12 protein-coding genes are annotated in these 18,090 nt (G+C 74.8%); 6 read left to right on the top strand and 6 right to left on the bottom strand.

The features are described from left to right. Positions 1–80 precede the first annotated feature (80 nt). On the top strand, positions 81–1,457 hold the full coding sequence (locus RVR_RS13115; RefSeq protein ID WP_202234026.1) for a sensor histidine kinase: 1,377 nt from the start codon (positions 81–83) through the stop codon (positions 1,455–1,457). A 480-nt stretch (positions 1,458–1,937) separates the two neighbouring features. Here RVR_RS13115 and RVR_RS13110 read toward each other — a convergent pair whose 3' ends face one another. From RVR_RS13110 to RVR_RS13095, 4 genes are all read right to left on the bottom strand, one after another. Beyond that, positions 1,938–2,846, bottom strand: coding sequence for a DivIVA domain-containing protein (locus tag RVR_RS13110; RefSeq protein WP_202234025.1), 909 nt, complete (start codon positions 2,844–2,846; stop codon positions 1,938–1,940). Between the two features lie 213 nt (positions 2,847–3,059). Then, a complete protein-coding gene (locus RVR_RS13105; RefSeq protein WP_202234024.1) occupies positions 3,060–5,921 on the bottom strand; it encodes an SUKH-4 family immunity protein in 2,862 nt (953 codons plus the stop codon). 8 nt (positions 5,922–5,929) lie between these two features. After that, positions 5,930–6,940, bottom strand: coding sequence for an SMI1/KNR4 family protein (locus tag RVR_RS13100; protein WP_202234023.1), 1,011 nt, complete (start codon positions 6,938–6,940; stop codon positions 5,930–5,932). Between the two features lie 138 nt (positions 6,941–7,078). Continuing rightward, positions 7,079–7,750, bottom strand: a complete 672-nt coding sequence (locus tag RVR_RS13095; RefSeq protein WP_202234022.1) for a hypothetical protein — start codon at positions 7,748–7,750, stop codon at positions 7,079–7,081. A gap of 591 nt (positions 7,751–8,341) precedes the next feature. Here RVR_RS13095 and RVR_RS13090 point away from each other — a divergent pair. Next, positions 8,342–8,851 carry a YwqJ-related putative deaminase gene (locus tag RVR_RS13090; protein ID WP_202234021.1) on the top strand — a complete coding sequence of 170 codons (510 nt, stop codon included), beginning with the start codon at positions 8,342–8,344 and terminating at the stop codon, positions 8,849–8,851. After that, a complete protein-coding gene (locus tag RVR_RS13085; RefSeq protein ID WP_202234020.1) occupies positions 8,848–9,345 on the top strand; it encodes an SUKH-3 domain-containing protein in 498 nt (165 codons plus the stop codon). The genes RVR_RS13090 and RVR_RS13085 overlap by 4 nt, the downstream gene beginning before the upstream one ends. A gap of 106 nt (positions 9,346–9,451) precedes the next feature. On the opposite strand, the gene RVR_RS13080 is transcribed toward RVR_RS13085, so the two are convergent. Further along, positions 9,452–10,207 (bottom strand): SDR family NAD(P)-dependent oxidoreductase, encoded by a 756-nt coding sequence (locus tag RVR_RS13080; RefSeq protein ID WP_202234019.1) that lies wholly within the window; start codon positions 10,205–10,207, stop codon positions 9,452–9,454. Between the two features lie 197 nt (positions 10,208–10,404). Between RVR_RS13080 and RVR_RS13075 the strand changes: the two genes are divergently transcribed. The 3 genes from RVR_RS13075 (at position 10,405) to RVR_RS13065 (ending at position 14,735) form a co-directional block, all read left to right on the top strand. Beyond that, entirely contained in the window at positions 10,405–11,010 is a 606-nt protein-coding gene (locus RVR_RS13075; RefSeq protein ID WP_202234018.1) for a TetR/AcrR family transcriptional regulator, read from the top strand. Between the two features lie 381 nt (positions 11,011–11,391). Beyond that, positions 11,392–12,168, top strand: coding sequence for an ABC transporter ATP-binding protein (locus tag RVR_RS13070; protein ID WP_430393131.1), 777 nt, complete (start codon positions 11,392–11,394; stop codon positions 12,166–12,168). Beyond that, a complete protein-coding gene (locus tag RVR_RS13065; protein WP_202234016.1) occupies positions 12,165–14,735 on the top strand; it encodes an ABC transporter permease in 2,571 nt (856 codons plus the stop codon). The genes RVR_RS13070 and RVR_RS13065 overlap by 4 nt, the downstream gene beginning before the upstream one ends. A gap of 144 nt (positions 14,736–14,879) precedes the next feature. Here RVR_RS13065 and RVR_RS13060 read toward each other — a convergent pair whose 3' ends face one another. Beyond that, on the bottom strand, positions 14,880–18,050 hold the full coding sequence (locus RVR_RS13060; protein WP_202234015.1) for an N-acetylmuramoyl-L-alanine amidase: 3,171 nt from the start codon (positions 18,048–18,050) through the stop codon (positions 14,880–14,882). Positions 18,051–18,090: the final 40 nt, after the last annotated feature.

The raw sequence follows: 18,090 nt of genomic DNA, 5'->3' as shown, positions 1-18,090 counted from the left end.
CGCGGCGAGACGTCCGGCCCAGCAGGCGGACACCGGGAGGCCCGGCTCCCGCGGCCCGCGCACCGCCTACGCTGGACGCCATGAGTACGACGGGGGCGCGCGTACCGGGCGAGGAGGCCGAGGCGGGAGCACGGTCCTGGTCCGGCCTGTGGTGGTGGACGAGACGGCGCAGTGTGGCGCTGGACGTGTCGCTGGCGGCGGCGTCGGCGCTGGAGTCGGCCTTCGAGGGCGCCGAGTTCACCACGAAGGTGGGCATCCCCAGCGGGCTGGGCGCGCTGCTCGGGCTGCTGGTGGGCGCGATGCTGGTGCTGCGCCGGCGCTGGCCGATCGCGGTGGTGCTGGTGGCGATCGCGGTCACCCCCGCGCAGACCGGCCTGATCCTGTCGATGGTCGGGTTCTACACCCTGGCCGCCTCCGAGGTGCCGCGCCGGCTGACGGTGCTGTTCGCCGCGATGAGCGGTGTGGGCACCATGGCCGTCGCCTTCGTGAGCATCGAGTCCAGCGTCCGCCACTCCAGCAGCCGGCTCGGGCTGCCGCTGGTGCTGGCCGTCTCCATCCTGGTCGCCGTCGGCCTCACGGTGCCGCCGGTGCTGTTCGGGCTGTACGTCCGCGCCCGCCGCCGGCTGGTGGAGACCCTGCGGGACCGGGCCGACGGCCTGGAGCGTGAGCTGGAGCTGCTGGCGGAGAAGGCGGCCGAGCGGGCCGAGCGGGCCAGGGCCGCCGAGCGGGCCCGGATCGCCCGGGAGATGCACGACGTGGTCGCGCACCGGGTGAGCCTGATGGTGGTGCACGCGGCCGCGCTGAAGTCGGTGGCGCTGAAGGACCCGCAGAAGGCGTCGGCGAGCGCGGAACTGCTCGGGGACATGGGGCGGCAGGCGCTCACCGAGCTGCGGGAGATGCTCGGGGTGCTGCGGTCGGCGTCCGGGCCGGGGACGGCGCCGCCACGGGCCGCGCCGGTGCTCGGAGGCGCGGTGGACCTGCCGGGGCCGGCCGCCTCGGGCGCTACGGGCGCCTCGGGCGCGGTGGGCGCTTCGGGCGGCGGGCCCGCGCCCGGGCACGAGGCCGACACGGGCCCGAGCCTGGCGGAACTCGCGCAGCTCGTGCAGGAGTCGCGGGCGGCCGGGATGGGGGTCGAGCTGGCCGTCGAGGGCGAGCAGCGGCCGTGCGGGCGGCGGATCGAGGCGACCGTGTACCGCGTGGTGCAGGAGGCGCTCACGAACGTGCGCAAGCACGCGGTCGGGGCCAGGGCCCAGGTGCGGCTGGCCTACCGCGAGGCGGAGGTGGCCGTCCTCATCGTCAACGGTCCGGCCGAGGCGGTCGCCGCGGCGCTGCCGAGCGGCGGGCACGGGCTCACCGGCATGCGGGAGCGGGTGACGGCCCACGGAGGGGGCTTCGCCGCCGGCCCCACCCCCGACGGCGGGTTCCGCGTCTCCGCGATGGTGCCGACGGCCACCTGACCCCGGGCGACCCCGAAGGGGGGCGGGGAACGGCGCGCTGGGCCCCTGAGGGCTGTCCCGCATCACCCGACGGGCGTGCGACGACAGCTACGGCGCCTCGCTTCGTTGCCGGACTCGTCCGTATACAGCCCGGTATGAGGACGGCCCTCCGCCTTGCGATCCACCGCATCCGACGCCGCACGCTGATCCGCCGGGGATGACAGGCTCAGCCCTCAGCCCTCAGCCCTCAGCCCTCAGCCGGCCGCGGCCGCCGGTCCGTGGTCGGGGGGACGCGGTGCGCGCTGGGCCGGCGGGGTGCCGCGGGGCGGGGCGGTCGCGGTCGGGCCGCCACCTGCGGGCGGTCCCCGGCTGGTCCTCGGGTTGCTCCCCGGGCCGCCGGGACAGGCCGCCCCGGAGGGCGGGAGCGGGGTGCCCACGACGGTGTGGCCGAGGACCCGCGTGGAGCCGCGGCGCTCCGGCGGTCGGGGGCGGGCCGCAGGGTCAGGAGCGCCCGGTCAGATCCGCGAGGGTGGCCTTGATGTGCGCGAGGTGCGCCCGCACCTCGTCCCGGTGCGTCTCGTGCTCGCGCAGCACCCGCTCCGCGTCCAGGCGGACCCGCTCCTCGTGGCCGCGTGCCTCCGCGATCAGCGTCTCGGCCCGCGCGTCCGCCTCGGCCTGCTGCTCGCGCAGCGCCACCTCCGCGTCGGCCCGCTCCTTCTGCGCCTGTGCCAGCCGGCGCTCCGCCTCGGCGAGCAGTCCGGACAGCCGGCCGTCGGCCACGGCCTGCTGCTCGGCGAGTTCCTGCTCCAGGCTCTCCGTCCGCTCGCGCTGTTCCGCGTCGACGGCGGCGCGGTCCCGGTCCGCCTGCTGCCGCACCGCGTCGAGCGCGGCGCCGGCCTCTCCCCGGACGGCGTCGGCCTCGGCGCGGGCGGTGCCGAGGATCTCCGCGGCGCGCCCGCACGCCTCGTCCAGCACCTGCTGGGCCTGGTCCTCGGCCGCGGCCAGCCGCGCGGACGCGGCCGCCCGGGCCTCGTCCTGGAGGGTGCGGCGGGCGGTGTCGGCGGCGTCCCTGGCGTACTGCGCCTCGACCTCGGCGCGTTCGCGCACCGCCGCGGCCTCCTCCTCGACCATCTGGAGCAGTTCCTGCGCCCCGGCGCCGAGCCGGGCGAAGTCGGTCGGGCCGAGCGCCTCGAGCTGCCGGCGCAGGGCGGTGCACTCGGCCTCCATCTCGTTGGCGAGCACGGTCAGCCGGGCCGCCCGCTCCCACGCCGCGTCGCGGTCCTCGGACAGCTCGTCGAGGAACCGGTCCACCTGGTCCGGCCGGTAGCCGCGGCCGCGCGCGGGGGTGAACCCCTCCCGCGCCTGCGGTCGCGCCGGAGTCTGCGTCGATGCGGACGTATCACTGCTCATGGCCACTGCCCCTCGCGACGTCGGGCCGTTCCCGTGTTCCCATTTATCGCTTATGCCCGAATTGTACGGGCTTCGACACTCCGACGGTCTCCCACCCCGTGCGGTCTTCTACCCCGGAAACACGGACGGGCCGGGTGGAAGACGCAGCTTCCACCCGACCCGCACGAAACAGCCGCGAACAGGTCCTCGAAGGACCCCTTCGCCCAAGGCCCCTTACAGCAGCCCGTCCCACATCTGCTCGACCAGCACCGACCACCAGTTGTCCGGCGACGCGATCGCCGCCGGGTCCTGCGCGGCCAACTCGGCCTGGAAGTCCACCGTCCAGCGCCCGGCCTGCTCCGGCGTCAGCCCGATCCGCAGCCGCCACATCCGCCCGAGCAGCGCGAGGCAGCGGGCGAACTCCGGCAGGCTGGAGTTGACGAACTGCGGCTGCGCCGGCTGCCCGCCCGGCCCCGCCTCCAGCGGCACCGCGACGATGTGCGCCGTGCCGTACTGCACGCATAGCTGGCGCCCGAAGTCGTTGCCCATCACCAGGTACGACCCCGCGTCCGCGGCCGGCTGCACCCCGCGCTGCGCCGCGAGTTCGGCGAGCGTGGGCACCGGCTGGCCCGGCTGGGCCTGCGCCCAGAAGAACGGCGAGAAGTCCACCGGCAGCCCGGCCCACACCAGCGTCTGCGCGACGATGTCCGGCACGCCCTGCCGGGAGACCGCGCGCTGGTCGAACCGGAACACGCCCTGCGGCCCGAACGCGCCCGCCACCTCCTGGCCGATCACGTCCAGGCCCACCGGCGGCACCCGCAGCACGCTGTGCGGGTCGGGCATCGGCACCCGCTGCGGCTGCGGGCGGGCCGGGGCGCCGGCCACCTGGTGCAGCTCGCCCTGGTGGGTGAGCAGGTGCTGGACCCCCTGGCGGCGGCCGGCGTGGTCCCGCCCGTACGGCGCGGTGTGGCTGATCCGCACCTGTGGCCAGGTCTCCCGGATCATCCGGGTGCAGTAGCCGCCCGGCAGGTCGCAGGACTCCAGCTCGGTGTGGAGTTCGAGCACCTGCTCGGGGCGGACGCCCAGCGAGCGCAGCTCGTGCAGGATCTGCCACTCCGGGTGCGGGGTGCCGGGCGCCGAGCGCCGGATGAGCTGCTGCTCGCTGCCGTCCTGGCCGCGGTAGCGCAGCACCGCCATGTAGCCGGGGCCGACCGTGGGCACCGCGCCGCCCTGCGGATAGCCGTATCCGGGCGGGGCGGGCGGGCCCATCGCCGGTCCGCCCATGCCGGGCGGCGGCGGGGGCGGGGTGCCCATGCCGGGCGGCGGCACGCCGGGGCCGGCGAGCATCGTGGCCGCGTAGTGCGGGTCGTTGCCCGCGGGGGGCGGGGTGCCCGCGCCCATGCCGGGCGGCGGTCCGCCCACGCCGGGCGGCGGGGGAGGCGGTGCGCCCGCGCCGGGCGGCGGCAGGGTGGGGCCGGCGAGCATGGTGGCCGCGTAGTGCGGGTCGTTGGCCGCCGGCGGCGGCGTGCCCGCGCCGGGGGCCGGGGGACCCGAGTAGGGCGGAGGCGTCCCCGCACCGGGCGGAGGCGGCGGAGGGGTGCCCACGCCGGGCGGGGGCGTCCCCGGGCCGGCGAGCATCGTGGCCGCGTAGTGCGGGTCGTTGGCCGCCGGCGGTGGGGTTCCCGTGCCGGGGGCCGGGGGACCCGAGTAGGGCGGCGGGGTGCCTGCGCCGGGGGCCGGGGGGCCGGAGTAGGGCGGCGGGGGCGGTGTGCCCTGGCCCGGGATCTGGCCGGGCGCCTGGTCGGCGCCCGGCTGTCGACCGCCGGCGCGCGCTCCGGGCGGGGTGGCCCGGGACGTCTCCAGGTCCGCGATGTCGGCGGCACCGGGGCTCGCCGGGCGGGCGGCCGGGCCGGACGCGCCGGACGGAGGCGGCAGCGGCGCCGACGGGCCGGCCGGCGGTGGGTACGCGGAACCGCCGATCGTGTGCGGAACCCCCGGCCGGACCGGCGCGGGCGGTTCCTGCTGCGGGGCGAGCATGGTGCGCGGCAGCGAACTCCCGCCGGGCAGCAGCTCGGTCCTGGCCTCCGCGCCCGCCGGCTTCTCCTCGGGCAGGTCCGCGTCGGTGATCGGCGGGGCGAACACGGTCTCGGGCACCGGGACCGACTGACCCTCACCGGAGTCGCTGACCGTCTTCCCGGCCCAACTGCCGCCGCCCGAGGACTGCGCGGGCACCGCGTCGTGCCGCTTGAAGTCGATGCCGCCGGAGCCGGAGCCGGAGCCGGAGCCGGAGCCGGAGCCGGAGCCGGAGCCCGGGGCGGCGGGAGCGTCGGCTCCGCCCGCCGGAGCCTCGGCCGGGAACCCGGCAGCCGCGGCCGGCCGGTCCTCGGGGCGGTCGGCCGTACCCGGGTGGGAGTCGCCGCTGTCACCGGGCCGCCGGTAGTCGATGCGGCCCTGCGAGCCGGAGGTGCCGGCAGCCGCCGTGTCGGCGGCGGGAGCGGAGCCGGAACCTGAGCCGGAACCGGCATCCCCGCTGTCACCGTCCACAGGGCGGCGGTAGTTGATGCGGACCCCGGACGAGGCGGGGGGCTCGGCGGCCGCCGCGGGGGCGTCGGCAGCGGGAGCGGCCGCCTCGGGAGAGCCGGTGCCGGGAGTGCCGGTGCCGGGAGTGCCGGGCGCAGCGGGCGACGGTGCCGGCTCGCCGCCGGCCGCCGACGGCCGGCGGTCCGGGATGCCCATCCTGTCGGCGGCGTCCTGGAGCCACTGCGGGGGGCTGAGCAGGAACGAGGTCGCCTCAAGGTCGACTCGCTGGGGCGGCTCGGGCACTGCGTCGTCGGGCACCTGGGCGTACTCCTCCTCGTAGCGGCGGATGAGTTCGCCGATGGGCAGGGCCGGCCACAAGGTGGCCTCGCCGCTGTCCCGGGCGATCACCACCCGGACCGACCCGTCGTCGGAGGACGGGCCGTCCTCCCGGGCCTCGGACCAGACCACGAAGCCGAGGTCGAACTCGCGGACCCGCACCTCCCGGGCCGCGTACGCGGGGACGTCCGCGTTGACCCAGCGCTCCGCGCGCTCCTGCGCCTGCGCGAAAGTGACCATGTGCTGCCTCACCCCTCCACGGCCGCGGCACCGGCGAAGCCGCCGTCGACCATCAGATGCGCGACCGTGTCCAACTCGGGCGGATTGCCGACCAGTCTCAGCAGGAAGGCGTCGAGCGAGTCACCGCAGGGCAGCAGCAGGTCGGCCACCCGCTCGGCCGGGGTGGCCCAGTGGTCGCCGTCGCGCGCGTCGTCGTAACCGAGGAACCAGACCGAGCCGGTGCCCCCGCCCTTCACCCGGACCGCGAGGAGGCCGCCCTGGACGTACCCGATCGCCAGGTAGTCCTTGGTGAGGTGGTCGCGCAGGCACTTGTTGACGTACACCAGGTCGTTCACCGCCGCGTCGTCGCGGACGGTGAAGAACGGCTGGTCGATGAGCAGGCCCAGGTCGGGGTCGAGGGCGACGCCCTTGGGGGCGCAGCCGCCGGCCGCCTTGAGGAAGGTCCGGTAGGAGCCCGGCAGGCGGTACCCCAACTCCTCCTCCACGTCCCGCACCTGCTGCTCGGTGACCGCGACCGCCTCCTTGGGCAGCCCGAAGTGCACGGGGCGGGTCTCCTGGAGCGGGCGGGTGCCGCGCTTGGCGTGGTCGGCCACCGAGCCGGCGAGGCCGCCGTGGTGCCGCAGCAGCGCCTTGACCTCGACCGGCACCAACTCCAGTCGGCGGCTGCCGTGGACGTGGTGCCAGGTCCAGCCGTGCGGGGTCGCGACCGGCGACAGGTTGCCCCACAGTTCGTGGCCGGAGGCGTGCAGGGCGGCGTTGGCCGAGACGTAGTCGGTCAGCCGCAGCTCGTCCACGCCGAAGCCCTCCGGCGGCTCGGCTATCTCCGCCGCCGCCCGGGCGTAGGGCGAGAAGTCGGGGTGGCCCGCTTCGTCCACCCACACGCCCTGCGGGTGGCGCGCGGCGCGGATCGGGTCGGGAAAATGCACGACCTGTCCGGCGTAGGCCGCGTTCGGCGGAGCGGTCCGCGCGGCGGCTTCGGGTCCGGGAGGTGATCCCAGCCCTTGCGGGCCTGTGGTCATGGCGATTGCCCCCTGCTGCGTCTGAGCTGATGACGACAGCCTAGGGGGTCCGGCAAGAGCCCCGCGGGCCCCGTCCTCCGGCCTGTGGACAACTCGGTCACCGCCGCCCGGTCCGCCCCGGCCGCGCGGGCGCCGGCCTCACTTCCCGCCGGCCGCGGCCCGCAGCTTGTCGGCCTGCTTGCCGGCGATCACCGACCGCAGCGACGCGGTCCCGTGGTCGGCCCGCACCGTCTCGAAGGCCGCGGTGGAGTCGCCGACCCGGATCACGGTCACCAGGGCCACCCCGGAGGAGCCGAGCGCGGGGTCGGAGACGGTGTAGGTCACCTGCTGGTCGCCGAAGGTGCCGCCGACGGCGGCCGACGGGCTGACGCTCTTGACCGCGAAGGTCGAGGTCCGGCCGCTGCGGGTGACCTTGTACCCGGAGCAGTGGGCGACCGCGGCGGACAACTGGTCGAGCACCTGCTCGGCGCGCCCGGCCGGATAGGACGCCACGACCTCCAGCGAGATCGTCTTGGCGCCCGCGTCGGCGGACGCGGTGTCCGTGACCAGGGCGCCGGTGTAGGCGGTCCTGGCGAGCTTCGGCTTCAGGCTCCACTGGTCGGCGACCGGCTGGCAGGCGGCGGGGTCGGTGGTCTGCTCGGCGCCCAGCAACTGGCTGTCGCTGGTCGCGGGCACCACCTTGAGGTGGTCGACGTCCTTGGCGGTGATCACCGAGCCGGTCAGCTTCCCGCTCGCCGCGCTGCCGTCGTCCTTGCTCTTCCCGCCGCCGCAGGCCGCGGTGAGCGCGAGCACTGGCAGCAGCACGGCCACGGGCAGCACCCTGCGGCTACCGGTCAGTAGGCGACGGCGTGGGCGTATCCGCATCGATGAGTACCCCTGAGTCGTGTACGGGCCCGGCACCGCGGCGCCGCCCCTGCCCGCGTGCCGCGTCCGGTCCGGTGCGTCCCGGCCCGGCCCTCGCGGGCGACCGCCCGCTGCCGCGCGACTCTACGGCACCGCGCGCGCCCTGCCTCCTATGGCACTGCTCACAACACGGTCACCACCCGGTCACGAAGAAGTGCCGCCCGGCTCCGGCGCCCGACCCGCCCGCGAGCCCCGGTCCGGGAGCCTCCGCCGGAAACGTCCCCCTCCACCCGCGCTCTCCTCTCCGTGCGCCCCGCCGGTGTGCGCGGCGCATGTCCGCGCGTATCCGCCGCCCCGTCGACGGCGACGGCCTGGCGGCGGATGTGCGCGCTGCGTGTCCGACGTGCGGTCGGGACGTCACAAGACGGTGACATGGCCCACACAGGAAGGTCGCCACACCGCGTTCCGCTTCCCCATCGGATGGCCTGTTTGGCACTCTGATTCGGCATACGGGGGAGCTGCCGCCTTGGGCGGGTGAACGACGGAACGGGGCAGGATATGACAACTCGGCTACCAGCGGCGGACACCGCCGACCCGAGGCTGAGCTGGAGTGCCGCCCGCGACCCCCTGCGGCCCCCGGTGCTCCGGCACCGCCGGGACGGCATCCTGCCCGCGATCGCGGCCGCCCTCTCCATCCGGGACGAGGTGCTGACCTGCACCGGCGCCAAGGGGGAGCAGCCGCCCGTGCTCCACCCGATCGTGCAGGACTTCCTGGACGCCCTCCCGGTCGCCCAGCGCGAGCGGTTCACCGGCCGGTGCCCCGAACCGGTGCTCATTTCCCGTCACCTGACGGCGGTGGAGGCGTCCCGCGGCAAGCGGGCCTCGCGCCGGCCGCTGACGCAGGGCGAGGCCCGCAAGGCCCTGCGCGGCGCCAAGCTCACCGCGCGCCGTATACGCGAGGACGGCGACCCCGCGCACGGCACCTACGCGCCGCCGTGCCGCTCCTGCGCGCCGCTGCTCGCGCACTTCGGGGTGCGCCCCTTCGATCCCGGCGCGGTCCGCGCGTGAGCGCGGGCACGGCGGGCGCCACCCGCTTCCCGGTGGGTGTGGACGCCGCACTGCGCAAGGCCGGCTGGCTGCCGGGCCGCTGGGACATCAAGCAGGCCGAGGAATGGGCGGACCGGCTGCGCGGCCACCTGTCGCCCGGCGGCCACCGGCACGAGGTCTTCCCGGCCGCGGTCGAGGTGTGGGCGGAGTTCGGCGGCCTGCGGATCCCGCCGGTCTCCGGCCCCGGTCGGCAGGTCGCGCCCGCGGCCGTCGTCGTGGACCCGCTGCGCGGCCTGCACCTGGCCCGTACCTTCGGTGACCTCGGACGCGCCCTGGAGACCGCCGTCAGCCCGCTGGGCGAGGAACCCGGGACCGGCGCGCTGCTGGCCATCGACCCCGACGGCCGGGTCTACGCGGTCGACCACACCGGCGACTGGTACGTCGGCCCGGACATCGACCGCGCGCTGGCCGCCCTGGTCGGCGGGGAGCGCCCGGTCCGCCTCACCATGGGCTGAACCGTCCGCGACCCGCGCCGTCCGCGTCCCCACGGTCCGCGACCCGCGCCGTCCGTGGCCGGCATCCGCGGCCCGCGGCCGCGTCGACCCCGGTCGGCGCGGCCGCTCACACCGCGGTGAAGCCGCCGTCCACCGGCAGGATCGCCCCGTGGATGTGCGCCGCCTCGTCGCCCGCGAGGAAGGCGACCGCGGCGGCCACGTCCTCCAGGCGGCCGAACCGGCGGGCGGGGGTGCCCGCCAGGAGCGGGGCGAGCTGGTCGGCGTTGGCGAGGTTCTCCTCGGTGGCGGTGGGGCCCGGCGCGACCGCGTTGACCCGCACGCCGTGCGGACCGTACTCGGCCGCCCAGGACTTGGTCAGGGAGTGCACCGCGGCCTTGGTCATGCTGTACAGGGCGGAGTTCGCCCACCCGCTGGTACCGGTGACGGAGCCCATGTTGACCACCGCGCCGCTGCCGCGCGCGGCCATCGCGGGCACCAGCGCCCCGGTGAGCTGGAACGCGGACTTCACGCTGACCGCGTAGGCGGCGTCCAGGGTCTCCTCGTCGACCTCCGCGGTCGGGCTCGGGGTGAGCAGCAGCGCCGCGTTGTTGACCAGGATGTCGAGGCGGCCGCCGGCCGCGGCCAGCGCCGCGTCCGCGAGGCCGCGCACGGCCGTACCGCCCGCCGCGAGGTCGGCCGGCACGAACACCGCCTTTCCGCCCCGCGCCGAGATCTCCTCGACCACCGCCGCGCCGCGTTCCGCGCGGCGCCCGCTGACCACGACCAGCGCGCCGCGCGCGGCCAGGGTGCGGGCCACCTCCGCCCCGATGCCCGAGGTCGAACCCGTGACCAGTGCGGTCCTGCCGTCGAACTGCCGTTCCATGACCGTCGTCCTCCTGGATGCTGCCCTGATGGGGTGGGTCGGCCGCCGCGCGGCGCCCACGGCGCGCGGCGCCTGCCGCCGTCCGGCGGCACCGCCCGGCGTCCCCCGGCGCTCCGGTGGCGGTACGGCCGAGAGTGGCACCCGGAAAATGGACTGGCAAGTCCAGAAAACCCGGAGCGGTGTGCGAGGCTGGGGGCATGACGCAGCAGCCGGTGAGGCTCACCGCGAAGGGCCGGGCCACCCGTCGGCGCATCGTCGAGGGCGCGGCCGCCGAGATCCGCGAACGGGGCGCGGTCGCCACCACCCTGGACGACGTGTGCCGGGTGACCGCCACGAGCAAGAGCCAGCTCTTCCACTACTTCCCCGGCGGCCGGGAGCAGTTGATGTACGCCGTCGCGGAGTACGAGGCGGACCGGGTGCTGCTGGACCAGGAGCCGTACCTGAGCGACCTGACGTCCTGGGCGGCCTGGGACGCGTGGCGCGACGCGGTGCTCGCCCGCTACCGCCAGCAGGGCATGACGTGCCCGCTGGGCGTCCTGATGACGCAACTGACCCGGACCACGCCCGCCTCCCGCGAGGTGACCGCGCGGCTGCTCCAGCAGTGGCAGCGCATGATCACCGACGGCGTCCGGGCGATGCGCGACCAGGGCGCGACCGCGCCCGGTGTCGATCCCGACCGGGCGGCCGCCGCGTTGCTGGCAGGCATCCAGGGCGGGGTGTCGATCCTGCTCCAGACCGGTCGGCTCACCCACCTCGAAGCGGCCCTCGACGTGGGGATCTCGGGGCTGCGCCCCCCCTGCTGACGGCACGTCGGGGGCAGGCGCGACCGGGCGACCCCGAGCCGGGTGTCCGACCTGAGGACCAGTCCCCTAGGGGGAGACACCTACTTGCGGCGCCCGCCGGTTCGTACCGGCGGATGACGATCGCGCCCGCCGCGTTGCCTACGGTCAGAGGGCGGGATGGAACACCTCGCGCTGACGGCTCACGCGGGGGTGGGGGTAACCCCACCCCGTGGAGGGTGACTTCCACCATCGCCCGGCGCGGCCCGTTCCGGAAGGCTCATGGGTACCGGACGGCAGGCGCCCGCCGCGTACCGGCCCCGCACGACGACGCACCACCCCGCACGACGACGCACCGCGCACGACGACGCAGACGACCAACGGGAGACAGAAGTGACGACGGCTATGACGGTTCCCACAGCCGGGGGCAGCGGAGAACGTTCGGCCGTTGCCGCCGCGGGCCGGTCGGTGACCAAGGCGTACGGCGCCGGCGAGACCCGGGTGGTCGCGCTGGACGCGGTGGACGTGGACATCGCCCGCGGCCGCTTCACCGCGATCATGGGCCCCTCCGGCTCCGGGAAGTCGACCCTCATGCACTGCCTGGCCGGGCTCGACACGGTCAGCGAGGGCCAGATCTGGATCGGCGGGACCGAGATCACCCACCTGAAGGACAAGAAGCTCACCCAGCTCCGCCGGGACAAGATCGGCTTCATCTTCCAGTCGTTCAACCTGCTGCCGACGCTGAACGCGGCGGAGAACATCACGCTGCCGATGGACATCGCCGGCCGGAAGGTCGACCGGGAGTGGATGGACCGGGTGGTGGAGACCGTCGGTCTGGCCGGCCGGCTCAAGCACCGCCCGACGCAACTGTCCGGCGGCCAGCAGCAGCGCGTCGCGGTGGCCCGGGCCCTGGCCGCCCGGCCGGAGATCATCTTCGGCGACGAGCCGACCGGCAACCTGGACTCCCGGGCCGGCGCCGAGGTGCTCGGCTTCCTGCGCCGCTCGGTCGACGAGCTGGGCCAGACCATCGTGATGGTCACCCACGACCCGGTCGCCGCCTCCTACGCCGACCGCGTGCTGTACCTCGCCGACGGCCGGATCGTGGACGAGATGGCCAGCCCCACCGCCGAGTCGGTGCTGGAGCGGATGAAGTCCTTCGACGGTCGCGGGAGGACCTCGTGACCGTCTTCAAGACGTCGGTGCGCAACTTCTTCGCGCACAAGGGCCGGATGGCCCTGTCCGGGGTCGCGGTGCTGCTGTCGGTGGCGTTCATCTGCGGCACCCTGGTCTTCACCGACACCATGACCGCCACCTTCGACAAGCTCTTCGGCAGCACCGCCTCCGACGTCACCGTCAGCGCCAAGGAGGTCAAGAACGAGCAGGCGACCGGCATCCCGGACACCCTGCCGGCCTCTCTCCAGGCCCGGTTGGCGCACGTGACCGGGGTCGCCTCCGCGGTGCCCGACGTCACCAGCGAGGACGTCACCGTCGCCGACGCGCACAACGACAAGATCAGCCCGTCGTCCGGCGCGCCGACGATCGTCAGCAACTGGGACTCCACCGAGACCAAGGCGGTCGAGCTCACCTCCGGCCACCTGCCCACCTCGGACCGCGACGCCGTCATCGACGCCGACACCGCCAAGGCGAAGCACCTGAGGATCGGCGACACGCTGCGCGTCATCGCGCAGCCCGGCGAGTTCCGGGCCACCCTCACCGGCATCGTCACCTTCAAGTCGACCAACCCGGGCGCCGCGGTGGTCTACGTGGACACCGCCGTCGCGCAGTCCAAGCTGCTCGGTCGCACCGACGCCTACACCGGATACGGCCTGACCGCCGCCAAGGGCGTCACGGACGACCAGCTCAAGGCGAACGTGAAGGCCGCGATCGGCGGCCACTACACGATCGACACCGCGGCCGAGACCGCCAAGAAGGACAAGGACCAGCTCGGCGGCTTCCTGAACTTCATGAAGTACGCGATGCTCGGCTTCGCCGGGATCGCGGTCCTGGTCGGCGTCTTCCTGATCGTCAACACCTTCTCCATGCTGGTCGCCCAGCGCACCCGGGAGATCGGCCTGATGCGGGCGCTGGGCTCCAGCCGCCGCCAGGTCAACCGGTCGGTGCTGATCGAGGCGGTGATGCTCGGCGTCAGCGGCTCCGTGGTCGGCATCGGCGGCGGCATCGGCCTGGCCGTCGGCCTGATGAAGCTGATGGGGAAGGCCGGCCTGAAGCTGGACAGTTCGGAGCTGACCATCAAGGCCACCACCCCGGTGGTCGGCCTGGTGGTCGGCGTGGTCGTCACCGTGGTCTCCGCCTACATCCCGGCCCGGCGGGCCGGGCGGATCTCCCCGATGGCCGCGCTGCGCGACGCAGGTACCCCGGCGGACGCCAGGGCCGGACGGATCAGGGCCGCACTGGGCCTGCTGGTGTGCGCCGCCGGCGTGTTCGCGCTGGTCGCCGCCTCGCGGGCGGACAAGGCGTCCTCCGGCGGCGGGATGCTCGGGGTCGGCGTGCTGCTGACCCTCGTCGGCTTCGTGATCGTCGGTCCGCTGCTGGCCGGCGTGGTGGTGCGGGCGGTCAGCGCGGTGCTGCTGCGCTTCTTCGGCCCGATCGGACGGCTCGCGGAGCGCAACGCGCTGCGCAACCCGCGCCGTACCGGGGCCACCGCCTCGGCGCTGATGATCGGCCTGGCGCTGGTGGCCGGCATGTCGGTGGTCGGCTCGTCCATGGTGGCCTCCGCCAGCGACCAGCTCGACAAGTCGGTCGGCGCGGACTTCATCGTCGAGGTCGGCAGCGACGGCGGACAGCCGATCACCCCGGCGGCCGCCAAGGCGATCAGGTCGGCACCCGACCTCGACCACCTCACCGAGTACACGATCGTCAACGCCACGCTCACCACCCCGTCCGGCAGGAAGGTCAAGGACCGGCTCAGCGCCGCGGACCCGACCTACCCGCAGGACGTGCAACTGGACACCACGCAGGGCCGGCTGGCAGACGCCTACGGCAAGGACGCGATGTCCGTGCCGGAGGGCTTCGCGAAGGACAACCACGTCAAGGTCGGCGACGTGATGACCGTGGCGATGGTCGGCGGCCGCACCGCGCACCTGCGGATCGCCGCGGTCACCAGCGACGACACCGCGCTGGAGCACGGCACGCTCTTCACCAGCATCGACACCGCGCGCGCGTACCTGCCGGCGGACAAGATGCCGGGCGACTTCATGATGTTCGGCAAGGCGGCCGACGGCAAGGAGAAGCAGGCGTACGCCGCCCTGAAGGCCAGGACCCACGACTACCCGCAGATCGACGTCCGCGATCAGGCCGACTACAAGCACCTGATCAAGAGCCAGGTCGACCAGTTGCTGTACATGATCTACGCGCTGCTGGCGCTGGCGATCATCGTGGCGGTGCTCGGGGTGGTCAACACCCTGGCGCTGTCGGTGGTGGAGCGCACCCGGGAGATCGGCCTGATGCGGGCGATCGGCACCTCCCGGCGCCAGTTGCGGCGGATGATCCGGCTGGAGTCGGTGGTCATCTCGCTCTTCGGCGCGCTGGTCGGGCTCGGCCTCGGCCTCGGCTGGGGCTCCACCGCCCAGCAGGTGCTGGCCACCCAGGGGCTGCACATCCTGCGCATCCCGTGGAGCACGATCGTGGTCGTCTTCGTGGCGTCGGCGGTGGTCGGCCTGCTGGCCGCGCTGCTGCCGGCCTTCCGGGCGGCGCGGATGAACGTGCTGAACGCGATCGCCACCGACTAGGGTGCGGGGCGGCCGGCCGGGTCACCCCGGCCGGTACGCGAAAGGGCGGCCCCGGACGCGCGAACCTTCCGCGCGCGTCCGGGGCCGCCGTGTCGTGGGCGCCGCGCACGGCGCCCACCGCGGGCGCCGTGCGCGGTCCGGCCGTCAGGACGTGAAGTAGCCGGTGATGTCGGCCAGCAGGTTGACGCTGCCGGCCGAGTTGTAGAAGTCCACCTTGCCGTCCGTCACCGGGACCACCACCAGGTTGGGGATGGTCTGCCCGGCGGGGAAGTTGAGGCTGGAGGTGCCCGGCTGGGTGGTGCCGTCGGGGTAGACGATGACGTGGCCGGTGGTGGTCGGGCTGACCGCGGTGACGTTCATGACCACCGCCGTCACCCCGTCGGCGGGCAGCCCGCCGTGGCCGGTGAGCGGCAGCGTGATCGTCTTCCCGCCGGCGACCGCGCCCTTGACGCCGCCGGTGCCGTTGCGGGTGTCCATCAGCCGGGTCGGCCCGGTGGAGTGGAACACCGAGCCGCTCGCCGCGTAGTAGCCGGTGACGTCGGCCAGGATGTTGACGCTGCCGGCCGAGTTGTAGAAGTCGACCTTCCCGTCGACCACCGGCACCGTCACCAGGTTGGGGATGGTGGTGTTCGCCGGGAAGTTGAGGCTGGAGGTGCCCGGCTGGGTGGTGCCGTCGGGGTAGACGATCAGGTGCCCGGTGGCGGTGGGGCTGACCGCGGTGACGTTCATGACCACGGCCGTCACCCCGTCCACCGGGATGCCGGTGCTGCCGCCGGTGACCTGGAGCGCGACGGTCCGCCCCGCAGTCACCGGACCGGTCACCCCGCCGGTGCCGTCACGCGTGTCCATCAGCCGCTCGGGGCCGACCGGGTCGAACCGCGACCCGGTGGTCGACGAGGTGTAGTAGCCGGTGACGTCGGCGAGGACGTCGACGCTGCCGGCCGAGTTGTAGAAGTCGACCTTGCCGTCGACCACCGGTACCACGACCAGGTTCGCGATGGTGCGGCCGGCGGGGTAGTTGAGGCTGGAGGTGCCCGGCTGGGTGGTGCCGTCGGGGTAGACGATCAGGTGCCCGGTGGTGGTCGGGCTGACGGCGGTGACGTTCATGACCACCGCCGTCACCCCGGCGGCCGGCACCCCGCCGCTGCCCGCGACCTGGAGGCTGATCGTCTTCCCGGCGCCGACCGCGCCCTTGGCGACCCCGGTGCCGTTGCGGGTGTCCATGATCCGGGTCGGGCCCGCCGGGGTGAACGTCCCGGCCGGCGGGGTCGCCGCCGAGGTCGCGGTCACGTCGCTCGCCTTGACGTACCCGAGCCGGTGGTTGAACCGGATCGGGTAGTAGACGGTGGTCCCCACCACCCGCGTCTGGTCGCCCGGCGCGCTCTGGTCGATGTTCTTGGCGTAGTAGTAGTCGGCGTTCACCGGGTCGTCGGCGACGTAGGACTGCCCGGCCGGGATCGTGTAGCCCAGCGGCGCCACGATCTGGGTGTCCTCGCTCGCCACGTCGGCGATCACCGAGGGGTACGCCGACGCCTCCGGGTAGGCCCGCCCGTACACCGGGACCGCGCTGCTGCCGGCCGGCGTGACCACGTGGCGCGCGGTGTTGCCGTTCGCGACCGCGAACTGCCCGCCCGGGTTGTAGAACCACGCCTTCTGCCCGCCGTACCAGATCGCCGTCCAGTCGCCCTGGACGGCCGCCACCACGAAGGACTGCCCGGCGACCGCCTTGTCGGTGAGGTCGGCCGCCTGCGTGGTGCCGGTGGCGACGTGGTCGGCGGCCAGCACCGGGTCGCCGATCAGCGCGGCCGTCGAGGACGGCGAGGTGCGCAGGTAGACGAAGCTGGTCGGCTGCGCGGCACACGGGTCGGGGCTGCACCCGGTGACGGCCGGCTCGTTCGCCGAGGTGAAGGGCGGGTCGATGGTGATCTCACCGCCCACCACCGGGGTGCCGCCGCCACCGGGGGTGGCGCCGAGCAGGTCCAGGTAGTGCGACCAGTTCCAGTACGGGCCCGGGTCCCAGTGCATGCTGGTGAGCTGGGCGGTCTGCGGCGACGGCACGTCGTCGTGGCCGAGGATGTGCTGCCGGTCCAGCGGCACCCCGAACCGGTTCGCCAGGTAGCGCACCAGCGCGGCCGACGACTCGTACAGCGACTCGCTGTACCAGGAGGCGCCGGAGATCGCGAAGCCCTCGTGCTCGATGCCGACCGAGTGCGTGTTGACGTAGTAGTTGCCGGCGTGCCAGGCCACGTTCTTGGTCTGCACGACCTGGGTGACCAGGCCGTCGGACGAGCGCACGATGTAGTGCGGGGTGGCGTACTGGGCCGGGTCCTGGAATATCCCGAGCGCGCTGCTGTAGCTGCCCTCCGTGTCGTGGATGACGATGTACTTGATGGTGTTGCCGTCGGCCGGGCGGTTCGCCAGGTCGTAACTGCCGTACTTCGACTTGTCGTCCGGGTCGGTCTGCTTGTACGCGGCCGGCACGTAGTTGCACGTCAGGCCGGACGGGCACTCCGGAGTCGGGTTCGCGGCGGGGGTGGCGGCGGTGCCGGCCGCCCGGGTCTCCCGCGCGGCCTCCGCGGTCGCCGACGGCAGGCCCAGGCGCGCCAGCGCCGAGGTCCGCGGCGCCACGGACGGCTCGGCGGCCAGCGTGACCTGCTGGCCGTCGGCGGTGGTGCGCGCGACCCCCGCCCGCAGCGTGGTGTACACGCGGTCCGCGTACTGCCCGGCGCCCTGGGCGTCGGTGGACTGGCTGAAGCGCGCCACCGCGCCGTACCAGGCGCCCGGGTCGGCCGGCAGGGAGCCGGCGAGCTGCTTCTCGTAGTGCGCGAGCAGCGCGGCGCCGCCGCGCACGCTCTGCAGCGGGTCGGTGCGCAGCCGCGCCTGCGCGGTGCCGGTCAGCGCCGCGGCCGCGTCCAGGGTGCGGTAGGCGGCGGTCGGACCGGCCGCCGCCGGGGCGGCGGCGGTGGCGCGCGGTGCGGCGCTGCCGCCCGCGCCGCGCTGGTCGGTGTCCGGGGCCGTGCCCGCGGCCCGCAGCGTGGCGGTGTCCACATGGGTCAGGCCCATGACGTTGTAGTTGCCGGTGGTGCTCGGCGCCCCGGCGTGCGTGTCCCACAGCGACTGGTGGTAGGCCACCGCCATGAGCAGGCCCTCGGGCACGTGGAACTCCTTCGCGGCGCTCGCGAAGTCCTGCTGGAGCGTCCCGTGCGCGGCGCCCGGCGTGCTTCCGGCGGCCGTGCCGCCCGCGGTCGCACCGCCGGCCGGTGCGGCCTGCGCCGCCCCCGTCCAGGACAGCGCGCCGGCGACCAGCGCGGCCACCGTGGCCGTCCATGCCCCCCGCGGTCCTCTGCGGCGCCCC

Source organism: Streptomyces sp. SN-593 (assembly GCF_016756395.1).
GTDB classification, from domain to species: Bacteria; Actinomycetota; Actinomycetes; order Streptomycetales; family Streptomycetaceae; genus Actinacidiphila; species Actinacidiphila reveromycinica.
Note: the sequence above shows the minus strand (reverse complement) of the source record. Positions and strands in the feature narration are given on the sequence as shown.